A 16,606-nucleotide genomic window follows, 5' to 3' on the forward strand; every position below is an offset into this window, starting at 1 on the left:
ATTTTATCTGAATCTTTTTTTAGTTTTAACTCCTAAGAATGCTCTTTTTATTATAATTGTTGCATAACTACCTTTTTCCAATTCATAACTTAAAGTTATTTTGTATTTACCTTTATTTAATTCATCCTCTTCAAATTCACCAATATTTAAGTTTTTAGGTATTGATAAAATTTTCCTCTCAGTGTATATAAATCTACCGAAATCTCCTATATTGTTTAAATCTTCCATTGATAAAACTTCCCTTTTTAAAATTTTATCTATAATTTCTTTATGTTGTTCATTATATTCTATATCAGGGGCTATTGTTGGAAATTTTTTATCTTTTAGCGTTTCAAAAATCTCATTATCTATTTTCTTATAAAACATTAAAGTTCCTGCCTCATATTCGTAATAAATTCTATCTTCTTTGGGAATATAACTTATTAAAAGTTCTTTTACGCATTCATTCCATAGATAACTCTGATATGCCGCTACAAATATCTTTTTTAATCTATCATCAACATAACTCAATGCTTTTTTGTAATCATTACTCTTTTTTAATTCTTTAACCATATTTACATATAATCTTGCCTTTATATTATTTTCTTTAATGTAGTTCCAAACTTTTTCCCAATCTCCCCAATTTTTATTTATAAATCTTTTTAAATCTTTTATTATCTTTTTTTCAGACTTTTTATACTTTGTTAATATTATTTTTACTGCCTCTTCATAATTTCCTTTTATAATTTCCTTTGCAATAAATTTTCTATCAAAAACGCTTCCAAATCTCTGACTATCAAAATAATTTGGTGCTCCATAATGTAAATATTTCAAATTTTTTTTAATTTTTGGAATATCATCTTTTTTTAATCCTCTAACAGTTATAGTAAATTTATTTCCTTCTAAATCCCCTAATAATAAAAATTTTGACTCCCCTACGAGGTCTAATTTTAAATTTATCTCATCTAAATGTAATTTTCCATATTTTTTTGGGATAGAGATATATTGAGTAGTTAATGCATGCTTATCTTTCAATCCACAGTATCCAATATCTTTTAAGGGAATTCTAAATTTCTTAGAAATGTATGAAGATGCTTTTAAACTTTCAATGTTTCTCTTTGTTAATTTATATAAATAACATTTTTTTCCTGATATCTTATTAAAATCGATAATTTCTTCAACGATAAAATCCTCCGGTTTCATCCTAAGTTTCATAATATACACCATCTATAATTAAAATAAAAAAGTTAAAATAATTAAAATCATATTAAAATAAAGAAAAATCAAAGTATAGTTATAAAGATTGGTGGGCTCGGCGGGATTTGAACCCGCGACCACCGCCTTGTGAGGGCGGCATCATAGCCATCTAGACCACGAGCCCATAGTAATTATTTAAAAAGTTACTGTTTGCCAATATAAAATTTTCCAACGCAATATTTATATACTTTTAGTTGTAATCTGTCATTAATGATAATGATAAATTTCTGGTGAAGGAAATGGATTTTCAGATTGTTTCCTTTATAGCATCAGGAATTTTAGTAATTATAGGGTTGTATGGAGTATTTTTTGTTGATAATATTTTGAAAAAAATAATAGCCTTAGAAATTATGGGAAGTGGAATAAATTTAGTTTTAATAACCATTGGATACAATGGAGGAACAATTCCTATAAAACTTCCAAATGTTCCAGTAGAGGTTTTTGCTAATAAATCTGCATATCCTTTAACTCAGGCATTGGTTTTAACCAACATAGTTATTGAAGCATCTATGCTTGCAGTAATGCTTGGAGTTTCTATAATTTTATATAAAAAGTATAAAACACTAAAAAGTTCTGTAATATTGAAAGAAGATTAATATAATTTTTTGAGGGGAGAGAATGAATTATCTTCCAATGATAATTATATTTCCACTCATTATGGCAATAATAATGAATTTACTGCATGGAAAGGAAAAGATAGTTAAATATCTAACATTTTTAATAGCAATTATTTTAATTATTCTTCCATTTATTGGGCAGTATGGATATTACTACTTTGGAGGCTATGGAGTTCTTGATGGATGGGTTTCAGGGATTGCCTATTACTACAATCCATTAAAGCAGGTTGTTCTTGTAGTTTTAGCAATAATTGTTTCTCTTGTTTTAATTACAGGAATGGGAGAAAAATTAAAAAATAATATGTTTGTAACTCTCTCTTTAATGGGATTTGCAAGCGTTGCGGCAATGGTTTTAGCTGATGATCTATTTAACTTCTATGTATTTTTTGAAATAATATCAATTGTTCAAGTAGGATTATTATTCTTATCTGGAACTGAAGAGGCATATAAATCTGGATTAAGATATCTTATAATGGGGAATATTGCCGCTTCGTTAATGCTGTTAGGAATTGCCTTTTTATTGGCATCTACGGGAACTTTAAACATAACAGATATGAAAAAATATATTTTGTCTGACAATCCTATGATATATGGAGGTTTGTTACTATTAGTAGTAGGTTTAGCTTATGGTTCTGGACTTCCTCCATTCCACAATGTTAAAGCAGACATATATGCAAAGGCAAAGGGATTTATTTCTGCAATACTGCAAACATATTCAAAATTTATATTAGTTGGATTTATGCTGATTATTTTAAAACTATTCAATGGATTGCCTTATTTTTCAGGAACTCATGCAGTTTTATTGGCATTGGGAATTTTAGCAATGGTGTTTGGAGTAGTAATGGCTCTATTACAGAGTGATTATAAAAAACTTTTATCTTATCACGCTATAAGTCAGGCGGGATATGTTGCCACAGGATTGGCATTAGGAACGCCTTTGGGAATAGTTGCTGGAATTTTTCACGCAATAAACCACGTTATTTATAAAAGTGCCTTGTTTTTGGGGGCGTATATTGTAAGCCATAAAAAAGGTAGTGATTTACACAAGTTGGGGGGGTTATTACCAATAATACCTTCTGTTGCGTTTATGGTTTTGTGTGCTAAACTTGCCATTTCAGGAGTTCCACCATTTAATGGGTTTCAGAGTAAATGGATGCTTGCTCAGGCGGCAATGCAAGTAAATATGCCAGAAATAGCTATAATAATGATAATTGTTAGTATTGGAACTTTTGTTTCTATGATGAAGGCATTCTATTTGATATATTTAAAGCCAGTTGATGAAGAGACTATAAAAGAATATCAAAGTAAGGGAGTTCCTAAACTTGCAATATTTAGTTTATTTATATTAACATCATTGTGTATAATCCTTGGAATTTATCCAGAGATCGTAACAAAGTATCTTTTTAACTATGCAAATGAATTGGGAGTTTCTTATTGTTTAAAATAAGTTAGGTGATTTTATGGACTATGACAAATTTCAAAAAGAGTTAGATAAAGATTCACATGGCGATGGAATTACTGTTGGAGCAGTGTTTGCTGGAGAATACACATTATACTTATTGTTTATATTTGGCTCTATAATTATTGGTAGAATATATGGAAAAACATTAATGACTTTATTTGGTTTAGCCACCTTAGCTTTCTCTCTATCTGTATCTCCTTTAATTTTTAGGTTTAAAAAGGAAAATTCAAATGCTATAAATTATCAACTATTCTGGCTCTCCATATTTTTGGGAGCAATAGCCTTCTGCATTTATATGACCAACTTTGAGTTTATGTAATTAGGGTGGTAAAATGAACTCTAAAAGAGATTTAGTTGCTGGAATATCATTCTTTGTGTTTGGAGCGTCTATACTATACAGTTTATCTAATATGCATGTAAATCCAGGAGTTAATTTAGTTTATTTAACTCATTATATTATTCCAAACTATGTTTGTTCAGTTATATTTGGATGGAGGGCGTATGATACTTTTGGAGAATGTTTAGTTTTAGTTGTTGCAGTTATGGTTTCTTGGGTAGTATTTGGAAAATCTTTATATGATAATACATACTTAAAAGAACTTTTTAAGGCTCCGGAAACTGATGATTATATAACTTTAAAAGGATGGGGAGAATATACACCAATAATTAAATTTTTAGCATTTCCTGCAAGTGTTTTTATGGTTGCCTTGGGAATTGTAACAATATTAGGAGGACACATAACTCCTGGGGGAGGTTTTCAAGGAGGAGCATTAATAGCATCTGCTTTGATATTGTCAGTTGTAGCATTTGGTTCTAAAAGTCCATTGTGGTTTGATCACAAATACTTAGAAAAGTTAGAGGCAATAGGGGCTTTAACATATCTGTTGTTGGGAGTCGTAGGAATGTTTATTGGTGGCTATTATCTGTTTATCTTTACAAGTTTTGATAATATTCCAATATTCCCAGCACCAAAAGAAATAGTTACTGCTGGAATAATACCATATCTAAATATTGCCGTTGGATTAAAAGTTTTAGCAGGATTATCTACTGCTGCCTTTTTACTATCTTGTGAAAAAGTTATTATTGAGAGAATTGAAAAGTCAGAAGAAATTTTAAACAAATAATGTTAATGTGGTGAAGGAAAATGTTAGATATCTCTTTATATTATCCCTCAATTCTTGCCTTTATTATTGGAGTATTTATTGGGGCAAAGTATAGAATGAAAATAAAAAATATTTTTGGATATCTTGTATTATCCATAGTTATTGCCTATTTTTTAAAGGCATTTCCTTACTACAATTTACCATTATCTTTGACATTTGTCTCTTCTGTAATTGGAATAATTTTGGGCAATAGAGTATTTGGAGGAAAGATGTCCTAAAATCTTAATTATTTTTTGGTGATATGTTATGATCATAACAATATTGGACAGATGTAGAGTAAATGAAGAGTGTAAAACCTACCCATTTTATAGTAAAACATCAAAATGCATTGAAGCATGTCCTACCGATGCGATATTTTTGTTAAATAATAAGAGTTTTTCCTGTTTAACCTGTGGAGAGTGTGAGAGAAATTGCCCAAATAAGGCAATTAAAAGAAACAAGTTTGGAGGACTTTATGTTGATAGGAGAAGATGTAACGGTTGTGGAATTTGTGCAAATGTCTGTCCTATAAATATAATAAAAATTGTAGAAAAAGATGGGAAAAAGTTTCCAATGGGAATTTGTTCGATGTGTGGAGTTTGCGTTGAAGTATGTCCTTATAATGCGAGAGTAAGTTCTTATGAATTAATACAAACTAAAAGAGAAAAATTATCAGAAAGTTATTTAAAAGTATTAGAAACTCTCACAAAAGTTAAACTTGTAGAATCTTCAAAACCACAAAAAAATATTATTATTGAGAAGAAAGAGAGAAAATCTATTAAAATTGATAGAGATAAGTGCGTTGGATGTTTAAGATGCTCCTATCTATGTCCAAGAGAAACAATAATTCCTGATTCTATAAATGGATGTACTTCCTGTAATCTCTGTGGGGAGAATTGTCCAAAAGACGCTATTAAAAATGGAGTAGTAGATTATGATAAATGTATTCTTTGCTTTAAATGTGTAGAAATCTGCCCAAATGATGCTTTAAAAGTTGAAAACTTTAAAGTTGTTAAAGTTAAGGAAGATAAAAAGATTCAACCTACAAGTTACTGTATAAACTGTGGATTGTGCTCTCTGAATTGTCCAAGTGGATCTTTGAGATTTGAGAATGGAAACTTATTTTATAGCCCAGATGTGTGTTGGAAATGTTTTAAATGTGTAGAAATCTGCCCTAACGATGTTAGAAGGTTAAAAAACGATATAATTGTTGGAGGATGCTCTTTGTGTGGTATATGTATAAATAACTGTAAAGAGGAGGCAATATCAATAACAACTGTTGAATTCAAGAGTATTAAAGATGAAAACTGCATACTCTGTGGAACTTGCTCAAATGTGTGTCCAAAAGATGCCATAATTATAGATAGGAGTAATAAAGTGGTTTTATTTACTGATGACTGTATATTGTGTGAAACTTGTGCTATTCATTGTCCAAGAGATGTAATTCCAAATACAACAGGTTATAAGAAAATAGTTGATAGAGAAAATTCATTTATTAGAACTGATATGGATTTCTGTATAAAATGCGGCTTATGTAATAAAGTCTGTCCAAACAACTGCATAGATTATGGAGTTATTGATACAGATATTTGTGAATACTGTGGAGCCTGTTACAACATTTGTCCTACAAGAGCTATATATCTCCACAGAAAGTGGAAAGTTAAAGAGCCAATAAGAGATTAGAATAAATTTTAAAAATTTGGTGATTACCTTGGAAGAGATTAAAAATTTTGCTAAAATATTTTTAACTGGGATATATGAAAACTTAGAAAGAATTATTTTTGGTTCAGGAAGATATACAAGTTTAGAAATTAGAGAGGCTATATTATCTGGAAAGATTAAGATTCCAAGAACAGTAATTGAAGATCTCTGTATAGGTTGTGAAGGATGTGCAAATGTTTGTCCAACTAAGGCAATTGAGATGATACCTATTGAGACTATCAAAATAACTGAAAATTATGTAAAGGACAAGATTCCAAAAATTAATTATGAAAAATGTGTATATTGCCTATACTGTCACGATTTTTGTCCTGTTTTTTCTGTATTTAATGAAATATCTCCAATACACCCAAGAGATGTTGGAGAGGATTATGTAGAGATTGATATTTCAAAAATATTAAAGAAAAAAGTTGAAATTTCTGAAGAACAATTAAATAGAATTTGTTCTATATTATCAATTAATTTAAGAAAGATACTTAATGAGGGTAAAAATAAATAAACTTATAAATCAGCCTCTTTTATTGCCTCGTATAAAGCGTTGCATAAATATTTAATCTCTTCTTCAGTAATTGACAGAGGAGGACATATGATAATAACATTTCCTATTGGTCTCATATACACTCCTTTTTCAAGAAGTTTTTCAGCAACTCTATATCCTGCCTTATAACCATAAGGATATGGCTCTTTTGTTTCTTTGTTCTTTACAAGCTCTATACCTACCATAAAACCTCTTCCTCTAATATCTCCAACGTGTTCAAGTTCTTTTAATTTTCTTAATTCTCTATGCAAAAGATCTATTTTTGGTTGAATTTTTTCTATTACATTCTCTTTTTCAAAAATTTCTAAGGTTGCCAATGCCGCAGAGCATAGAAGTTGATTTCCAGTATATGTATGTCCATGATATAGTTGTTTGCTCTCTCCAAACTCTCCTAAGAATTGATTGTATATTTCATCAGTTGTTAGAGTTGCCGCTAATGGCAAATATCCTCCAGTTATACCTTTACCTAAGCAGAGAATATCTGACTTTTCTAATTTTTTTAATTTCTCATTATCACAAAAGAACATCTTTCCAGTTCTTCCAAATCCTGTCGCTACTTCATCAAGAATAAAGATTATATCATTCTCTTTACATGCCTTTGCTACTTCCTCAATATATCCATCTGGGAATGGTATCATTCCAGCAGAGCCCATAACTCCTCCTTCAAGGATAACACAAAATACCTCATCAGCATGCTTCTCAATTAAATTAATCATCTCATTTAAACATTCCATATTACAGCCTTTTTCATTTCTCTCATCAGTATCTTTAAAGTTGTAGTATTTGCATCTATAACAGTATGGAGGATTTGCATGATATCCTTTAAACAAAAGAGGTTTAAATACCCCATGGAATAATTCGCTTCCTCCAACACTCATTGCTCCAAAAGTGTCTCCATGATAACCCTCTTTAACTGAAATGAATTTAGTTCTTCCTTTATCTCCTCTCAAAACATAATATTGATAAGCCATTTTAACTGCAATCTCAACAGCCTCTGCCCCATCTTCAGAATAAAACACCTTTGTTAAATGCTTTGGAGTAATGTCTATTAATTTTTTTGCCAATAAAATAGAAGGGACGTTTCCACAACCTAAGAGTGTTGAGTGACAAATTTTATCAGCCTGATTTTTTATTGCTTCAATAATTTCCCTCCTATTGTGTCCAAATAGATTACACCATATAGATGAAACAGCATCTAAATATTTATTTCCATAAATATCAATTAAATAATTCCCTTCCCCTCTCTCTATAATTAAATTTTTTGATTCTCTATATTCTTTCATTTGTGTATATGGATGCCAAACATATTCTTTATCCCATTTTTCAAGTAAATTTTTATCAATATTCATTTTATTCACCTGATAATATTTTTTTAAAGTCAATCACAAAATCTTCTTTATTTTTGACAATACCAATTATCTCAATATTTCCAACTTTTTCAATAGTTTCAAATGTTTTTTCATAATATAAAACTTTATTTAAATCAGTTATGCAGTTAATAATAACTCCTCTAACATTAATTCCTTTATTCCTCAAATGTTCAATAGTTAATAATGTATGGTTTATAGTCCCTAAATTAGGTCTTGAAATCACAACTGCATCCAAATTTAAAAACTTAATCAAATCACTCATTAAAAAGTTTTCTTTTATTGGAACATAAACTCCTCCTGCCCCTTCAACAATTAAAAAATCGTATTTGTTTTTTAAAGTTTTATAGGCATTTTTTATTTTCTTTTTTATCTCATCTAAAGTTAAATAAACATTTTCAACATCAAAAGCAATATTTGGAGACAAAGGTAGTTTTAAATTAATGGGATTCATCAAATCCAAATCATCATCATTTTTTAATACATTTTTTAAAGTTAAAGTATCTTCTCTCCCTCCGGTCTCAACTGGCTTTAAATATCCAACATTAACTCCCATTTTTTTCAAATTCTCTGCCAAAATTGCTGAAACATAAGTTTTTCCTACATCTGTATCTGTTCCTGTTACAAATATTATAATCTCACCCATTAAAAATTTTAATCAGTTATTTAAATAACTTACTAAAATGATAATTACAATTATCATTGATATTGAAAACCAAATAAATGCTTATTTTATTTAAGAAAAATCTAAAAAAGATTTCAACAGGCCTCTTTAATCTTCTCACACAACAATTCAAAATCTTCCTTTTTATGCCCAACGTTTATACTTACTCTTATCCTCTCTGAACCTTTGGGAACTGTTGGATATCTAATTCCCACACAAAAGATGTTATTTTTTATTAAATATTCTGCTATTTCCATTGTCTTTTTTTTAAAAATGAATGGATAAATTGGAGTTAAATTATTATTTTTAATAAACCCATTTTTCTTAAAAATCTCATTTGCTATTTTTATGTTTTTTTGAAGTTTTTTAACAACATCTCCCCTCTCAATAATCTCAAATGCCTTAGTGCAACCTTCAACAACATGAGGAGGGAGAGCGGTTGAAAAAATAAAACTCCTCGAAGTGTTTATTAAATACTCTATAACTTCCTCAATTCCACAAACAAATCCTCCTAATCCCCCAATTGCCTTTGATAAAGTCCCAATTTGTATAATATTATCAGAAGGTTTTAAATTAAAATGTTTTAAACTTCCTTTCCCATTTCCCAAAACTCCTGTCCCATGTGCATCGTCAATAATTAAAATGGCATTAAACTCATCCGCTATCTTTTTTAAATCTTTAAGTGGGGCTATATCACCATCCATACTAAAAACGCCGTCAGTTATAATAAATAAATTGTTGTATTTTTTCCAATTTTCCTCAATTAAATTGTATAGATGTTCTACATCACAATGATTGTAAATCAAAACATCTGCCTTACTTAACCTACAGCCATCAATGATAGAGGCATGATTAAGTTTATCACTTAAAATTAAATCTCCTTTTTTGCATAATGCAGAGATAACTCCAACATTTGTAGCATAGCCAGATGAATAAACCAAAGATCTCTCTGTTTCTTTAAACTCCGCTATTTTTTCTTCCAATCTTTGGTGGTTTATATTTCCAGATGTTAATCTTGAACCAGTTGAACCAGTTCCATATTTTAGCCCTTCTTTAACCGCTTCAATAACCTCTGGATGTTTTGATAAGCAAAGGTAATCATTTGAGGAAAAATCTAAAATATTATCTCCTTTTTCTCTTAAAAATCTATACAATCCATTGTTTTTTATGACTTCAATCTCTCTTTTCAATTTTTCTCTAAACATAGGAAATCCCTTTTATAGTTGTGAGCAAAAAAAGGAAACTTTTAATTTTTAAATTTAAATTATTTTATAATAAATGGCTTGTTTTCTAATTTATATATCAAATCTTCTATATCAACATCATTTTTAACAAAAAATACTCTCCCCCCTTTCTCTCCTTTTTCTTTTAAATTTGTAATCCTAAAATAGCCCTTTTTAGTTGCAACATAACCAGTAGTATAACTCTTATTATCAGATGTGCATAACTCAGCTATAACTCCTAAGTGAATAACCTTAGATGCTATTGCAATAGCATCAACAGTCCTTTCAGTCCCTAATTTTTCATTTAAAATCTTCTCTTTTAGTTCTTTTGTCGTATCTATATTTTTAACTCTAATTCCTCTTTCTTTATCTACCTCTAATCTCTCCCCTCTTAAATTTAAAATTGCCGCCCCTCTCATTCCTCCTTTATCAATAATCTTAAATGCATAATCTATTAATTCATCTGGAATGCCCTCATTTCTTAATAACTCTCTTGCCTTTTCTCTTGCCTCCTCTTTATTTTTACATTCTATTGTTTTTATTGGTAAGTGATTAATGTAGGTTATATTTTCTTTAATCTCCTCAATTTTTATGTTTATAAAGTCAGGAACTCCATTTTCATGCATTAATGCCCTTCTTATTAATTCTTTTGCAACATCCTCAATTTCCTCTTTATTTACAATTCTTTCAGCCCCAGAAATGTGTTTTCCATCTTTTGATGCCCTCATTTTTATGCTATACATATTCTCCCATTTTAATTCATTTTAGTTTAATCTCTCATTGTAGCCTTCAATCTTTTTTCCTTTAAAATTAAATCTAAACCGTCATCAATATCTTTAACAACAATGTCAGCATTTAGTAAAGTTTTAGTCCAAGCCCCTTCATCCCCCAAAACACATATTCCTAAATCAGCATTTTTTAATAATAATTCATCATTAGCCCCATTTCCAAAGGCTACAATTTTTTCATTTTTGTATTTTTCTCTAATCTCCTTCAAAATTTCATTTTTTGCTATTTTTTCACTTTTAAACTTTTCTTTGTCAATTTTTATTCCTTTTACTCCTAACTCTCTTTCTATATCTTTCAATGTTCCAAATGTATCAGCAGATAATATAAAAATTTGGTGATTTTTACATAATTCTTTTATTTTTTCTTTCGTTGAATCTTTTATAACTCCATCTGTTGCTATTGTTCCATTTAAGTCAAAAATTATGATCAAATTATCACCCTGTTATTAGATTTTTTAATGATATGTTTATATATTCTAATTACTATAAATATATTAGGTGCATAATATCTTATAAAGATGGTGGTCATTTTTGATTGGGGCATGTGTTAGAATTAAAAATAATAAAGAGATTAAAAAATTTGAACAATTTGAATATATCGATTGGGGCTTACATTTCTGCCCATACAATAAAAAAATGGATAATATTGTTGGCTTTCACGCTCCAATCGTGGATTTGGGAAAAGCAAATAACAATGCTCTGAATATATTGAAAAATATCATTGATAAAATTTCTGACTATGATTATTTAACACTTCATATAACTAATAGAAAAGAGCCAAATATTGATGTTTTAATTTCTAACTTATCTAAATTGGTTGATTATGCTAAAAAAAGAAATGTAAAAATTTGCATTGAGAATTTAAGGGTAGGATTTTCATCAAATCCAAATAATTTAATTGAGATAGCAGACCTTACAGATTGCTTAATAACTTTTGACATTGGACATGTTGATTATGAAAATAGAGTTGAATACATTGAGATTTTTTCAGATAGAATATATAATGTCCATGTTTATGAATTAGAGATTCCAAAAATTGGACATATTGCTCCAAAAAATCTTAAAAACTTAAAATTAACATTAGATAAACTTTTAGATGTTGGGTGTGATTTCTGGCTCATTGAGTTGATGAATATTGATGATATAATAAGAACTAAAAAGATGTGTGAAGAATATTTAAAAGAGTATAGGTGAATCAAATGTATTACATTGATTTTAAAACTTCATTTAATAAGTTAGAACTTTCAGAGGAGACATTTAAAATTATAGAAGAGTTTGGAATAAATCTGAAAGATATAGCAATTGGAGAATTTTCTGGAAAGGATAGTGCTGCTGCAATAATAGAGGCATTTAAAGAAGTTGATGTTATACTACCGGTGGTTGCATTTACTGGAACAGATTATGGAGATAAAAATATATTTTACAAAAATTGGGAATTAATAAACAAAAGAGTAAAAAATCTTTACAATGATGATAAAATTCTTTTACCTCTGCATTACATGTTTGAGCCAAAATTGTGGAATGCACTAAATGGAAGATTTGTCTCATTAATCATTAAAAAATTTGGTTTCTATACTCCATGTATAGGTTGTCACGCATATTTAAGAATTTTGAGAATACCATTATCAAAGCAGTTAGGGAGAATAATAATAGGAGGAGAAAGAGTTTATCATAACGGTGATTTTAAAATTGATCAAATAGAGATGGTTTTAAAAGTGTATGAAAAAATATGTAAAGATTTCAATGTAGAATTAAAACTTCCAATAAAATATGTTAAAGAAAACAAAAAAATAAAGGAAATTATTGGTGTAGATTGGGAACAGGGAAAGAGGCAATTTTCATGTGTATTTAGTGGAAATTACAGGGATAAAGAAGGAAAAGTTATATTTGAAGAAGAAAAAGTTAGAAAATTTTTAGATGAGTTTATATATCCTGTTTCTGTTGAGATTATTAAGAGATGTTATAAAGGAGATTTTAGATATATTGAAATCGTTAAAGAGTTTATTTAAAATAAAGTGATATTATGAGAGCAATAATAGTTTTATTGGATGGTTTAGGAGATAGACCCTCAAAAATTTTAGATTATAAAACTCCTTTGGAGGCGGCAAATACTCCAAATTTAGATGAGTTAGCAAAAAGAGGCTCTACTGGATTAATTGTCCCTTATAAGGAGGGAGTTCCATTAGGGACAGAAGTAGCTCATTTTTTACTCTGGGGATACAGTTTAAAAGAATTTCCTGGAAGGGGATTAATTGAGGCTGTTGGTGAAGATATAGAGGTTAAAGAAAATGAGATTTATTTAAGAGCTACTTTTGGCTTTGTTGAAAAACACAATGGAGAATTGCTCGTAAAAGACAGGAGAACAAAAAACATAACAAAAGAGGAAATAGAAAAACTTATAGATAGTTTGCCAAACTATGTCAATGGTTATGGGTTTGAGTTAAAATATTCTTATGATACTCATTGCATTTTAATAGTTAGAGAAGAAAATGGTTGGATTTCTGACAAAATTTCAGATAGTGACCCATTTTATAAAGATAGGCATGTTATGAAAATCTGTCCAGTAAAAGAGCTTTGTGATAGTAAAATAGAGTATAATAAAGCAAAATCTACAGCAGAGGCGTTAAATGAATACTTAATAAAGTGTTTTAAAGAATTGGATAACCATGATATAAATAGAAAAAGGGCAAAAATTGGAAAACAAAAGGCAAACATGCTATTAACAAAATGGGCTGGGAAATATAAAAAAGTAGAGGAATTTAGTGAAAGGTGGGGAATGAGAGGGATTGTTATTGCAAATAGTTCAGTTTTTAGAGGTTTGGCTAAGTTTTTAGGAATGGATTATATTAAATGTGGAGATTTTAAAAAGGCAGTTGAGATGGCTGTTGATTTAGATTATGATTTCATTCACATCCATACTAAGGAGATAGATGAAGCTGCCCACACAAAAAATCCAGAATTTAAAAAGGAAGTTATTGAGAAAATTGACGCATGTTTAGAGCCATTATTGAGTTTAGAGGACGATTTAATTATTATTACTGGAGATCACTCTACTCCTTCTGTTGGGAACTTAATCCACTCTGGGGAGAGTGTTCCAATAGCAATAGTTGGAAAGAATGTTAGGAGAGATGATGTTAAGGAATTTAATGAAAGAGCCTGTGCAAAGGGAAGTTTATATATAAAAGCAAATGATTTGATGAATATTATTTTAAATTACACAGATAGGGCTTTATTGTATGGTTTAAGGCCAAATAAAATTTTAAGATACATTCCAGATGACAGTAAAACAAAACATTTAAGAGTTGAGTAACTAATCTTATAAATCCACTAACTTAAAAATTAAATCTGATTTTTTACAGTATTTTTTTAATCTTTCTCTAACTTCATAAGATTTTCCGAGGACAGGCCAAAGAATAGAATCTATATGTAGTGGAGGAATGTTAGTTTCCTTACCAATTTTTTTCCAAAATTTTATAGGATCTTCGTTAGTGAATTTTTTTGTATATTTTTCAATTCTACTATCTTTTGGTATCTCTATTTCCATAGGGTATGGGATGAAGTTATTAAACGATATTCTCGAAGCATATCCAAACATTTTAACTGTAAATACTACTGTCTTAGATTCTTTTTTTGTTTTTAATTGATTTGCTATATGATTTCTAAATATATTCATATTTTTGTAATATTCTTTAATATCTTCAATATTTAGATTTTCTAAAAAGGGTTTTATCTTATCAATTCTTTTTATTTTTATATTTAAAAGTCTTCTATTACTTTTACAATTTAATAAAAAATCTTTGTATTCTTTAAAAATATCATCATCTTTAATCTCTTTATCTGACCAATAATTTGAAAATTCTTTCCACCAGAGTTCTCCCGTTGACGATAGTTGATAACTAACCAATGCATTGAGAATAACCAATTTAATAAATAATTCATCATCTTTAAGATTTTTTTGGAGATTTTTTAAATACAAATACTGTAAATCAACATTTTCCTCTAATTCTCTTGCAGTATTTATACCAAGTTCTTTTAATATTGATTTTAGTTTCTCTATTTTTTCACTGTTCATAATAAAACTCACCATTAGGACTAATTATCAATTAAAAAATATTAATATAATTAAGCCAGATTATGTTGAAAAATCTTAATAAAGATATTTAACTTTATCTAACTTTATCTAAATCTGTATCAAACAATTGGTGATAAGGTGAGATATGATTTTCATACGCATACGGTATTTAGCGATGGAGAGTTAATACCTTCTGAATTAGTTAGGAGGGCTATGGTTTTAAAGCATAAGGCAATAGCAATAACTGACCACGCAGATGCGAGTAATTATAAGGAGTTAATTGAAAAAACAATCCTTGCAAAAGAAGAATTAAAAAAATACTGGGATATTATTGTTATTGTTGGAGTTGAGCTAACACACATCCCACCAAAATCTATTCCAAAGTTGGCAAAAAAATCTAAAGATTTGGGGGCTGAGATTGTTGTTGTTCATGGAGAGACAGTTGTTGAGCCAGTTGAAGAAAAAACTAATTATTATGCATCAATATCTGAAGATGTTGATATCTTAGCTCATCCAGGATTTATTGATAAAGAAACTGCTGAAAATTTGAAAGAAAATGATGTATTTGTTGAAATTACTTCAAGAAGAGGGCATAATATAACAAATGGTTTTGTTGCCAATATTGCCAGAGAGTTTGAATTAAAAACTTTAATAAATACTGATGCACATTCACCAGATGATTTAATAGATATAGAATTTGCAAAAAAGGTTGGTTTAGGAGCAGGATTAACAAATAAAGAATTGGAAAATACTTTATTACATTATCCAAAAGAGTTATTGAAGAGAATTTAATATTTTATAAACAAAAATAAAAAAACTCAAAATTAGGTGAAAGAATGAAAATCTCTGATATTGTTGTTGAATTGTTTAAGGAGGCAGTTATCTACCTTCCAGATGATGTTAAAAAAGCAATTGAAGATGCCTATAATAAAGAGGAAGGGATATCAAAAAACATTTTAAAAGCAATCATAGAAAATAACAAAATTGCAGAGGAAAAAGAGATTCCACTATGTCAAGATACTGGAGTCCCAATAATATTTTTAAAAATTGGAAAAAACATAAATTCATCAGAAATTATAAAAATTATCGAAGAAATTAAAGAAGGTGTAAAAAGAGCAACAAACGAAATTCCATTAAGACCTAATGTAGTTCATCCATTGACGAGAGAAAATTTTGGCACTAATGTTGGTTTAAATGCTCCATTTATAAATATTGAATTTGATAAAAACTTGGATAGAGAGATAGAAATAACTGTTTTCCCAAAAGGTGCTGGTAGCGAAAATATGAGTGCTTTAAAGATGCTTACTCCTTCAGAGGGAATTAAAGGAATAAAGAAATTTGTCCTTGAAACTGTTGCAAATGCTGGGGGAAAGCCATGCCCTCCAATAGTTATAGGCATAGGTATTGGAGGAACATCTGATGTAGCATTAAAGTTAGCTAAAAAAGCATTGTTAAGAAATATAGGAGAGAGACATAAAGATGAAAATATAGCAAAATTGGAAAGGGAACTTTTAGAAGATATAAATAAATTGGGTATTGGACCTATGGGTTTGGGAGGCAAAATAACTGCCTTAGATGTATTTATTGAAATATCTGGATGTCATACTGCCTCATTACCAGTAGGAATTTGCATTCAATGCTGGGCGGATAGAAAAGCATATAAAAAAGTAAAAATAGATGAAATAACCATCTAATTAAGTATCGAAAAATTATATAAATTATGCAAAGTTCTATATTTTTATAGCCTTTGGTAGATAGGTTTATAAATGCCAATTCTC

19 protein-coding genes and 1 tRNA gene are annotated in these 16,606 nt (G+C 29.0%); 12 read left to right on the forward strand and 8 right to left on the reverse strand.

Features of this window, described 5'->3' with window-relative positions:
- Window positions 1–3: 3 nt before the first annotated feature.
- Window positions 4–1,194: a tRNA pseudouridine(13) synthase TruD gene (gene truD, locus HZY31_RS04750; protein ID WP_297318298.1), complete on the reverse strand. Its 1,191-nt coding sequence runs from the start codon at window positions 1,192–1,194 to the stop codon at window positions 4–6.
- Between the two features lie 89 nt (window positions 1,195–1,283).
- Window positions 1,284–1,360 (reverse strand) — tRNA-Val (locus HZY31_RS04755).
- A gap of 115 nt (window positions 1,361–1,475) precedes the next feature.
- Here HZY31_RS04755 and HZY31_RS04760 point away from each other — a divergent pair.
- Genes HZY31_RS04760 through HZY31_RS04790 form a run of 7 tightly spaced genes read left to right on the forward strand, consistent with a single transcriptional unit; the run spans window position 1,476 to window position 6,675 of the window.
- The gene (locus HZY31_RS04760; protein WP_297318299.1) at window positions 1,476–1,832 is read left to right on the forward strand and encodes a cation:proton antiporter subunit C; all 357 of its coding nucleotides are present in this window, start codon (window positions 1,476–1,478) and stop codon (window positions 1,830–1,832) included.
- Between the two features lie 22 nt (window positions 1,833–1,854).
- Window positions 1,855–3,300 carry an energy conserving hydrogenase EhbF gene (gene ehbF / locus HZY31_RS04765; protein ID WP_297318300.1) on the forward strand — a complete coding sequence of 482 codons (1,446 nt, stop codon included), beginning with the start codon at window positions 1,855–1,857 and terminating at the stop codon, window positions 3,298–3,300.
- Window positions 3,301–3,313: 13 nt separating this feature from the next.
- A complete protein-coding gene (locus HZY31_RS04770) occupies window positions 3,314–3,634 on the forward strand; it encodes a hypothetical protein (protein ID WP_297318301.1) in 321 nt (106 codons plus the stop codon).
- A gap of 13 nt (window positions 3,635–3,647) precedes the next feature.
- Window positions 3,648–4,439: a Na(+)/H(+) antiporter subunit B gene (locus HZY31_RS04775; RefSeq protein WP_297318302.1), complete on the forward strand. Its 792-nt coding sequence runs from the start codon at window positions 3,648–3,650 to the stop codon at window positions 4,437–4,439.
- 20 nt (window positions 4,440–4,459) lie between these two features.
- Window positions 4,460–4,696 (forward strand): hypothetical protein, encoded by a 237-nt coding sequence (locus tag HZY31_RS04780; RefSeq protein ID WP_297318303.1) that lies wholly within the window; start codon window positions 4,460–4,462, stop codon window positions 4,694–4,696.
- 28 nt (window positions 4,697–4,724) lie between these two features.
- A complete protein-coding gene (locus tag HZY31_RS04785; RefSeq protein WP_297318304.1) occupies window positions 4,725–6,140 on the forward strand; it encodes a 4Fe-4S binding protein in 1,416 nt (471 codons plus the stop codon).
- Between the two features lie 28 nt (window positions 6,141–6,168).
- The gene (locus HZY31_RS04790) at window positions 6,169–6,675 is read left to right on the forward strand and encodes a 4Fe-4S binding protein (protein WP_297318305.1); all 507 of its coding nucleotides are present in this window, start codon (window positions 6,169–6,171) and stop codon (window positions 6,673–6,675) included.
- 2 nt (window positions 6,676–6,677) lie between these two features.
- Here the strand turns inward: HZY31_RS04790 and bioA are convergent, their stop codons facing one another.
- The 5 genes from bioA to HZY31_RS04815 form a co-directional block, all read right to left on the reverse strand.
- A complete protein-coding gene (gene bioA, locus HZY31_RS04795) occupies window positions 6,678–8,063 on the reverse strand; it encodes an adenosylmethionine--8-amino-7-oxononanoate transaminase (RefSeq protein WP_297318306.1) in 1,386 nt (461 codons plus the stop codon).
- A gap of 1 nt (window position 8,064) precedes the next feature.
- Window positions 8,065–8,715, reverse strand: coding sequence for a dethiobiotin synthase (gene bioD, locus HZY31_RS04800; protein WP_297318349.1), 651 nt, complete (start codon window positions 8,713–8,715; stop codon window positions 8,065–8,067).
- 125 nt (window positions 8,716–8,840) lie between these two features.
- On the reverse strand, window positions 8,841–9,950 hold the full coding sequence (bioF, locus tag HZY31_RS04805) for an 8-amino-7-oxononanoate synthase (RefSeq protein WP_297318307.1): 1,110 nt from the start codon (window positions 9,948–9,950) through the stop codon (window positions 8,841–8,843).
- A 59-nt stretch (window positions 9,951–10,009) separates the two neighbouring features.
- Window positions 10,010–10,711: a 6-carboxyhexanoate--CoA ligase gene (locus HZY31_RS04810; protein WP_297318308.1), complete on the reverse strand. Its 702-nt coding sequence runs from the start codon at window positions 10,709–10,711 to the stop codon at window positions 10,010–10,012.
- A 26-nt stretch (window positions 10,712–10,737) separates the two neighbouring features.
- A complete protein-coding gene (locus tag HZY31_RS04815) occupies window positions 10,738–11,187 on the reverse strand; it encodes an HAD family hydrolase (protein ID WP_297318309.1) in 450 nt (149 codons plus the stop codon).
- 100 nt (window positions 11,188–11,287) lie between these two features.
- On the opposite strand from HZY31_RS04815, the gene HZY31_RS04820 reads away from it, so the two are divergent.
- The 3 genes from HZY31_RS04820 to apgM are packed head-to-tail and all read left to right on the forward strand — an operon-like array spanning window position 11,288 to window position 14,066.
- A complete protein-coding gene (locus HZY31_RS04820; RefSeq protein ID WP_297318310.1) occupies window positions 11,288–11,950 on the forward strand; it encodes a sugar phosphate isomerase/epimerase family protein in 663 nt (220 codons plus the stop codon).
- Window positions 11,951–11,955: 5 nt separating this feature from the next.
- Window positions 11,956–12,765 carry a hypothetical protein gene (locus HZY31_RS04825; protein ID WP_297318311.1) on the forward strand — a complete coding sequence of 270 codons (810 nt, stop codon included), beginning with the start codon at window positions 11,956–11,958 and terminating at the stop codon, window positions 12,763–12,765.
- 14 nt (window positions 12,766–12,779) lie between these two features.
- A complete protein-coding gene (gene apgM / locus HZY31_RS04830) occupies window positions 12,780–14,066 on the forward strand; it encodes a 2,3-bisphosphoglycerate-independent phosphoglycerate mutase (RefSeq protein ID WP_297318312.1) in 1,287 nt (428 codons plus the stop codon).
- Between the two features lie 6 nt (window positions 14,067–14,072).
- Here the strand turns inward: apgM and HZY31_RS04835 are convergent, their stop codons facing one another.
- Window positions 14,073–14,828: an N-glycosylase/DNA lyase gene (locus tag HZY31_RS04835; protein ID WP_297318313.1), complete on the reverse strand. Its 756-nt coding sequence runs from the start codon at window positions 14,826–14,828 to the stop codon at window positions 14,073–14,075.
- A 138-nt stretch (window positions 14,829–14,966) separates the two neighbouring features.
- On the opposite strand from HZY31_RS04835, the gene HZY31_RS04840 reads away from it, so the two are divergent.
- Entirely contained in the window at window positions 14,967–15,620 is a 654-nt protein-coding gene (locus tag HZY31_RS04840) for a histidinol phosphate phosphatase domain-containing protein (RefSeq protein ID WP_297318314.1), read from the forward strand.
- A gap of 44 nt (window positions 15,621–15,664) precedes the next feature.
- A complete protein-coding gene (locus HZY31_RS04845; RefSeq protein WP_297318315.1) occupies window positions 15,665–16,522 on the forward strand; it encodes a fumarate hydratase in 858 nt (285 codons plus the stop codon).
- Window positions 16,523–16,606: the final 84 nt, after the last annotated feature.

Source organism: Methanocaldococcus sp., assembly GCF_024490875.1.
Lineage (GTDB): Archaea > AGJL01 > Methanococci > Methanococcales > Methanocaldococcaceae > Methanocaldococcus.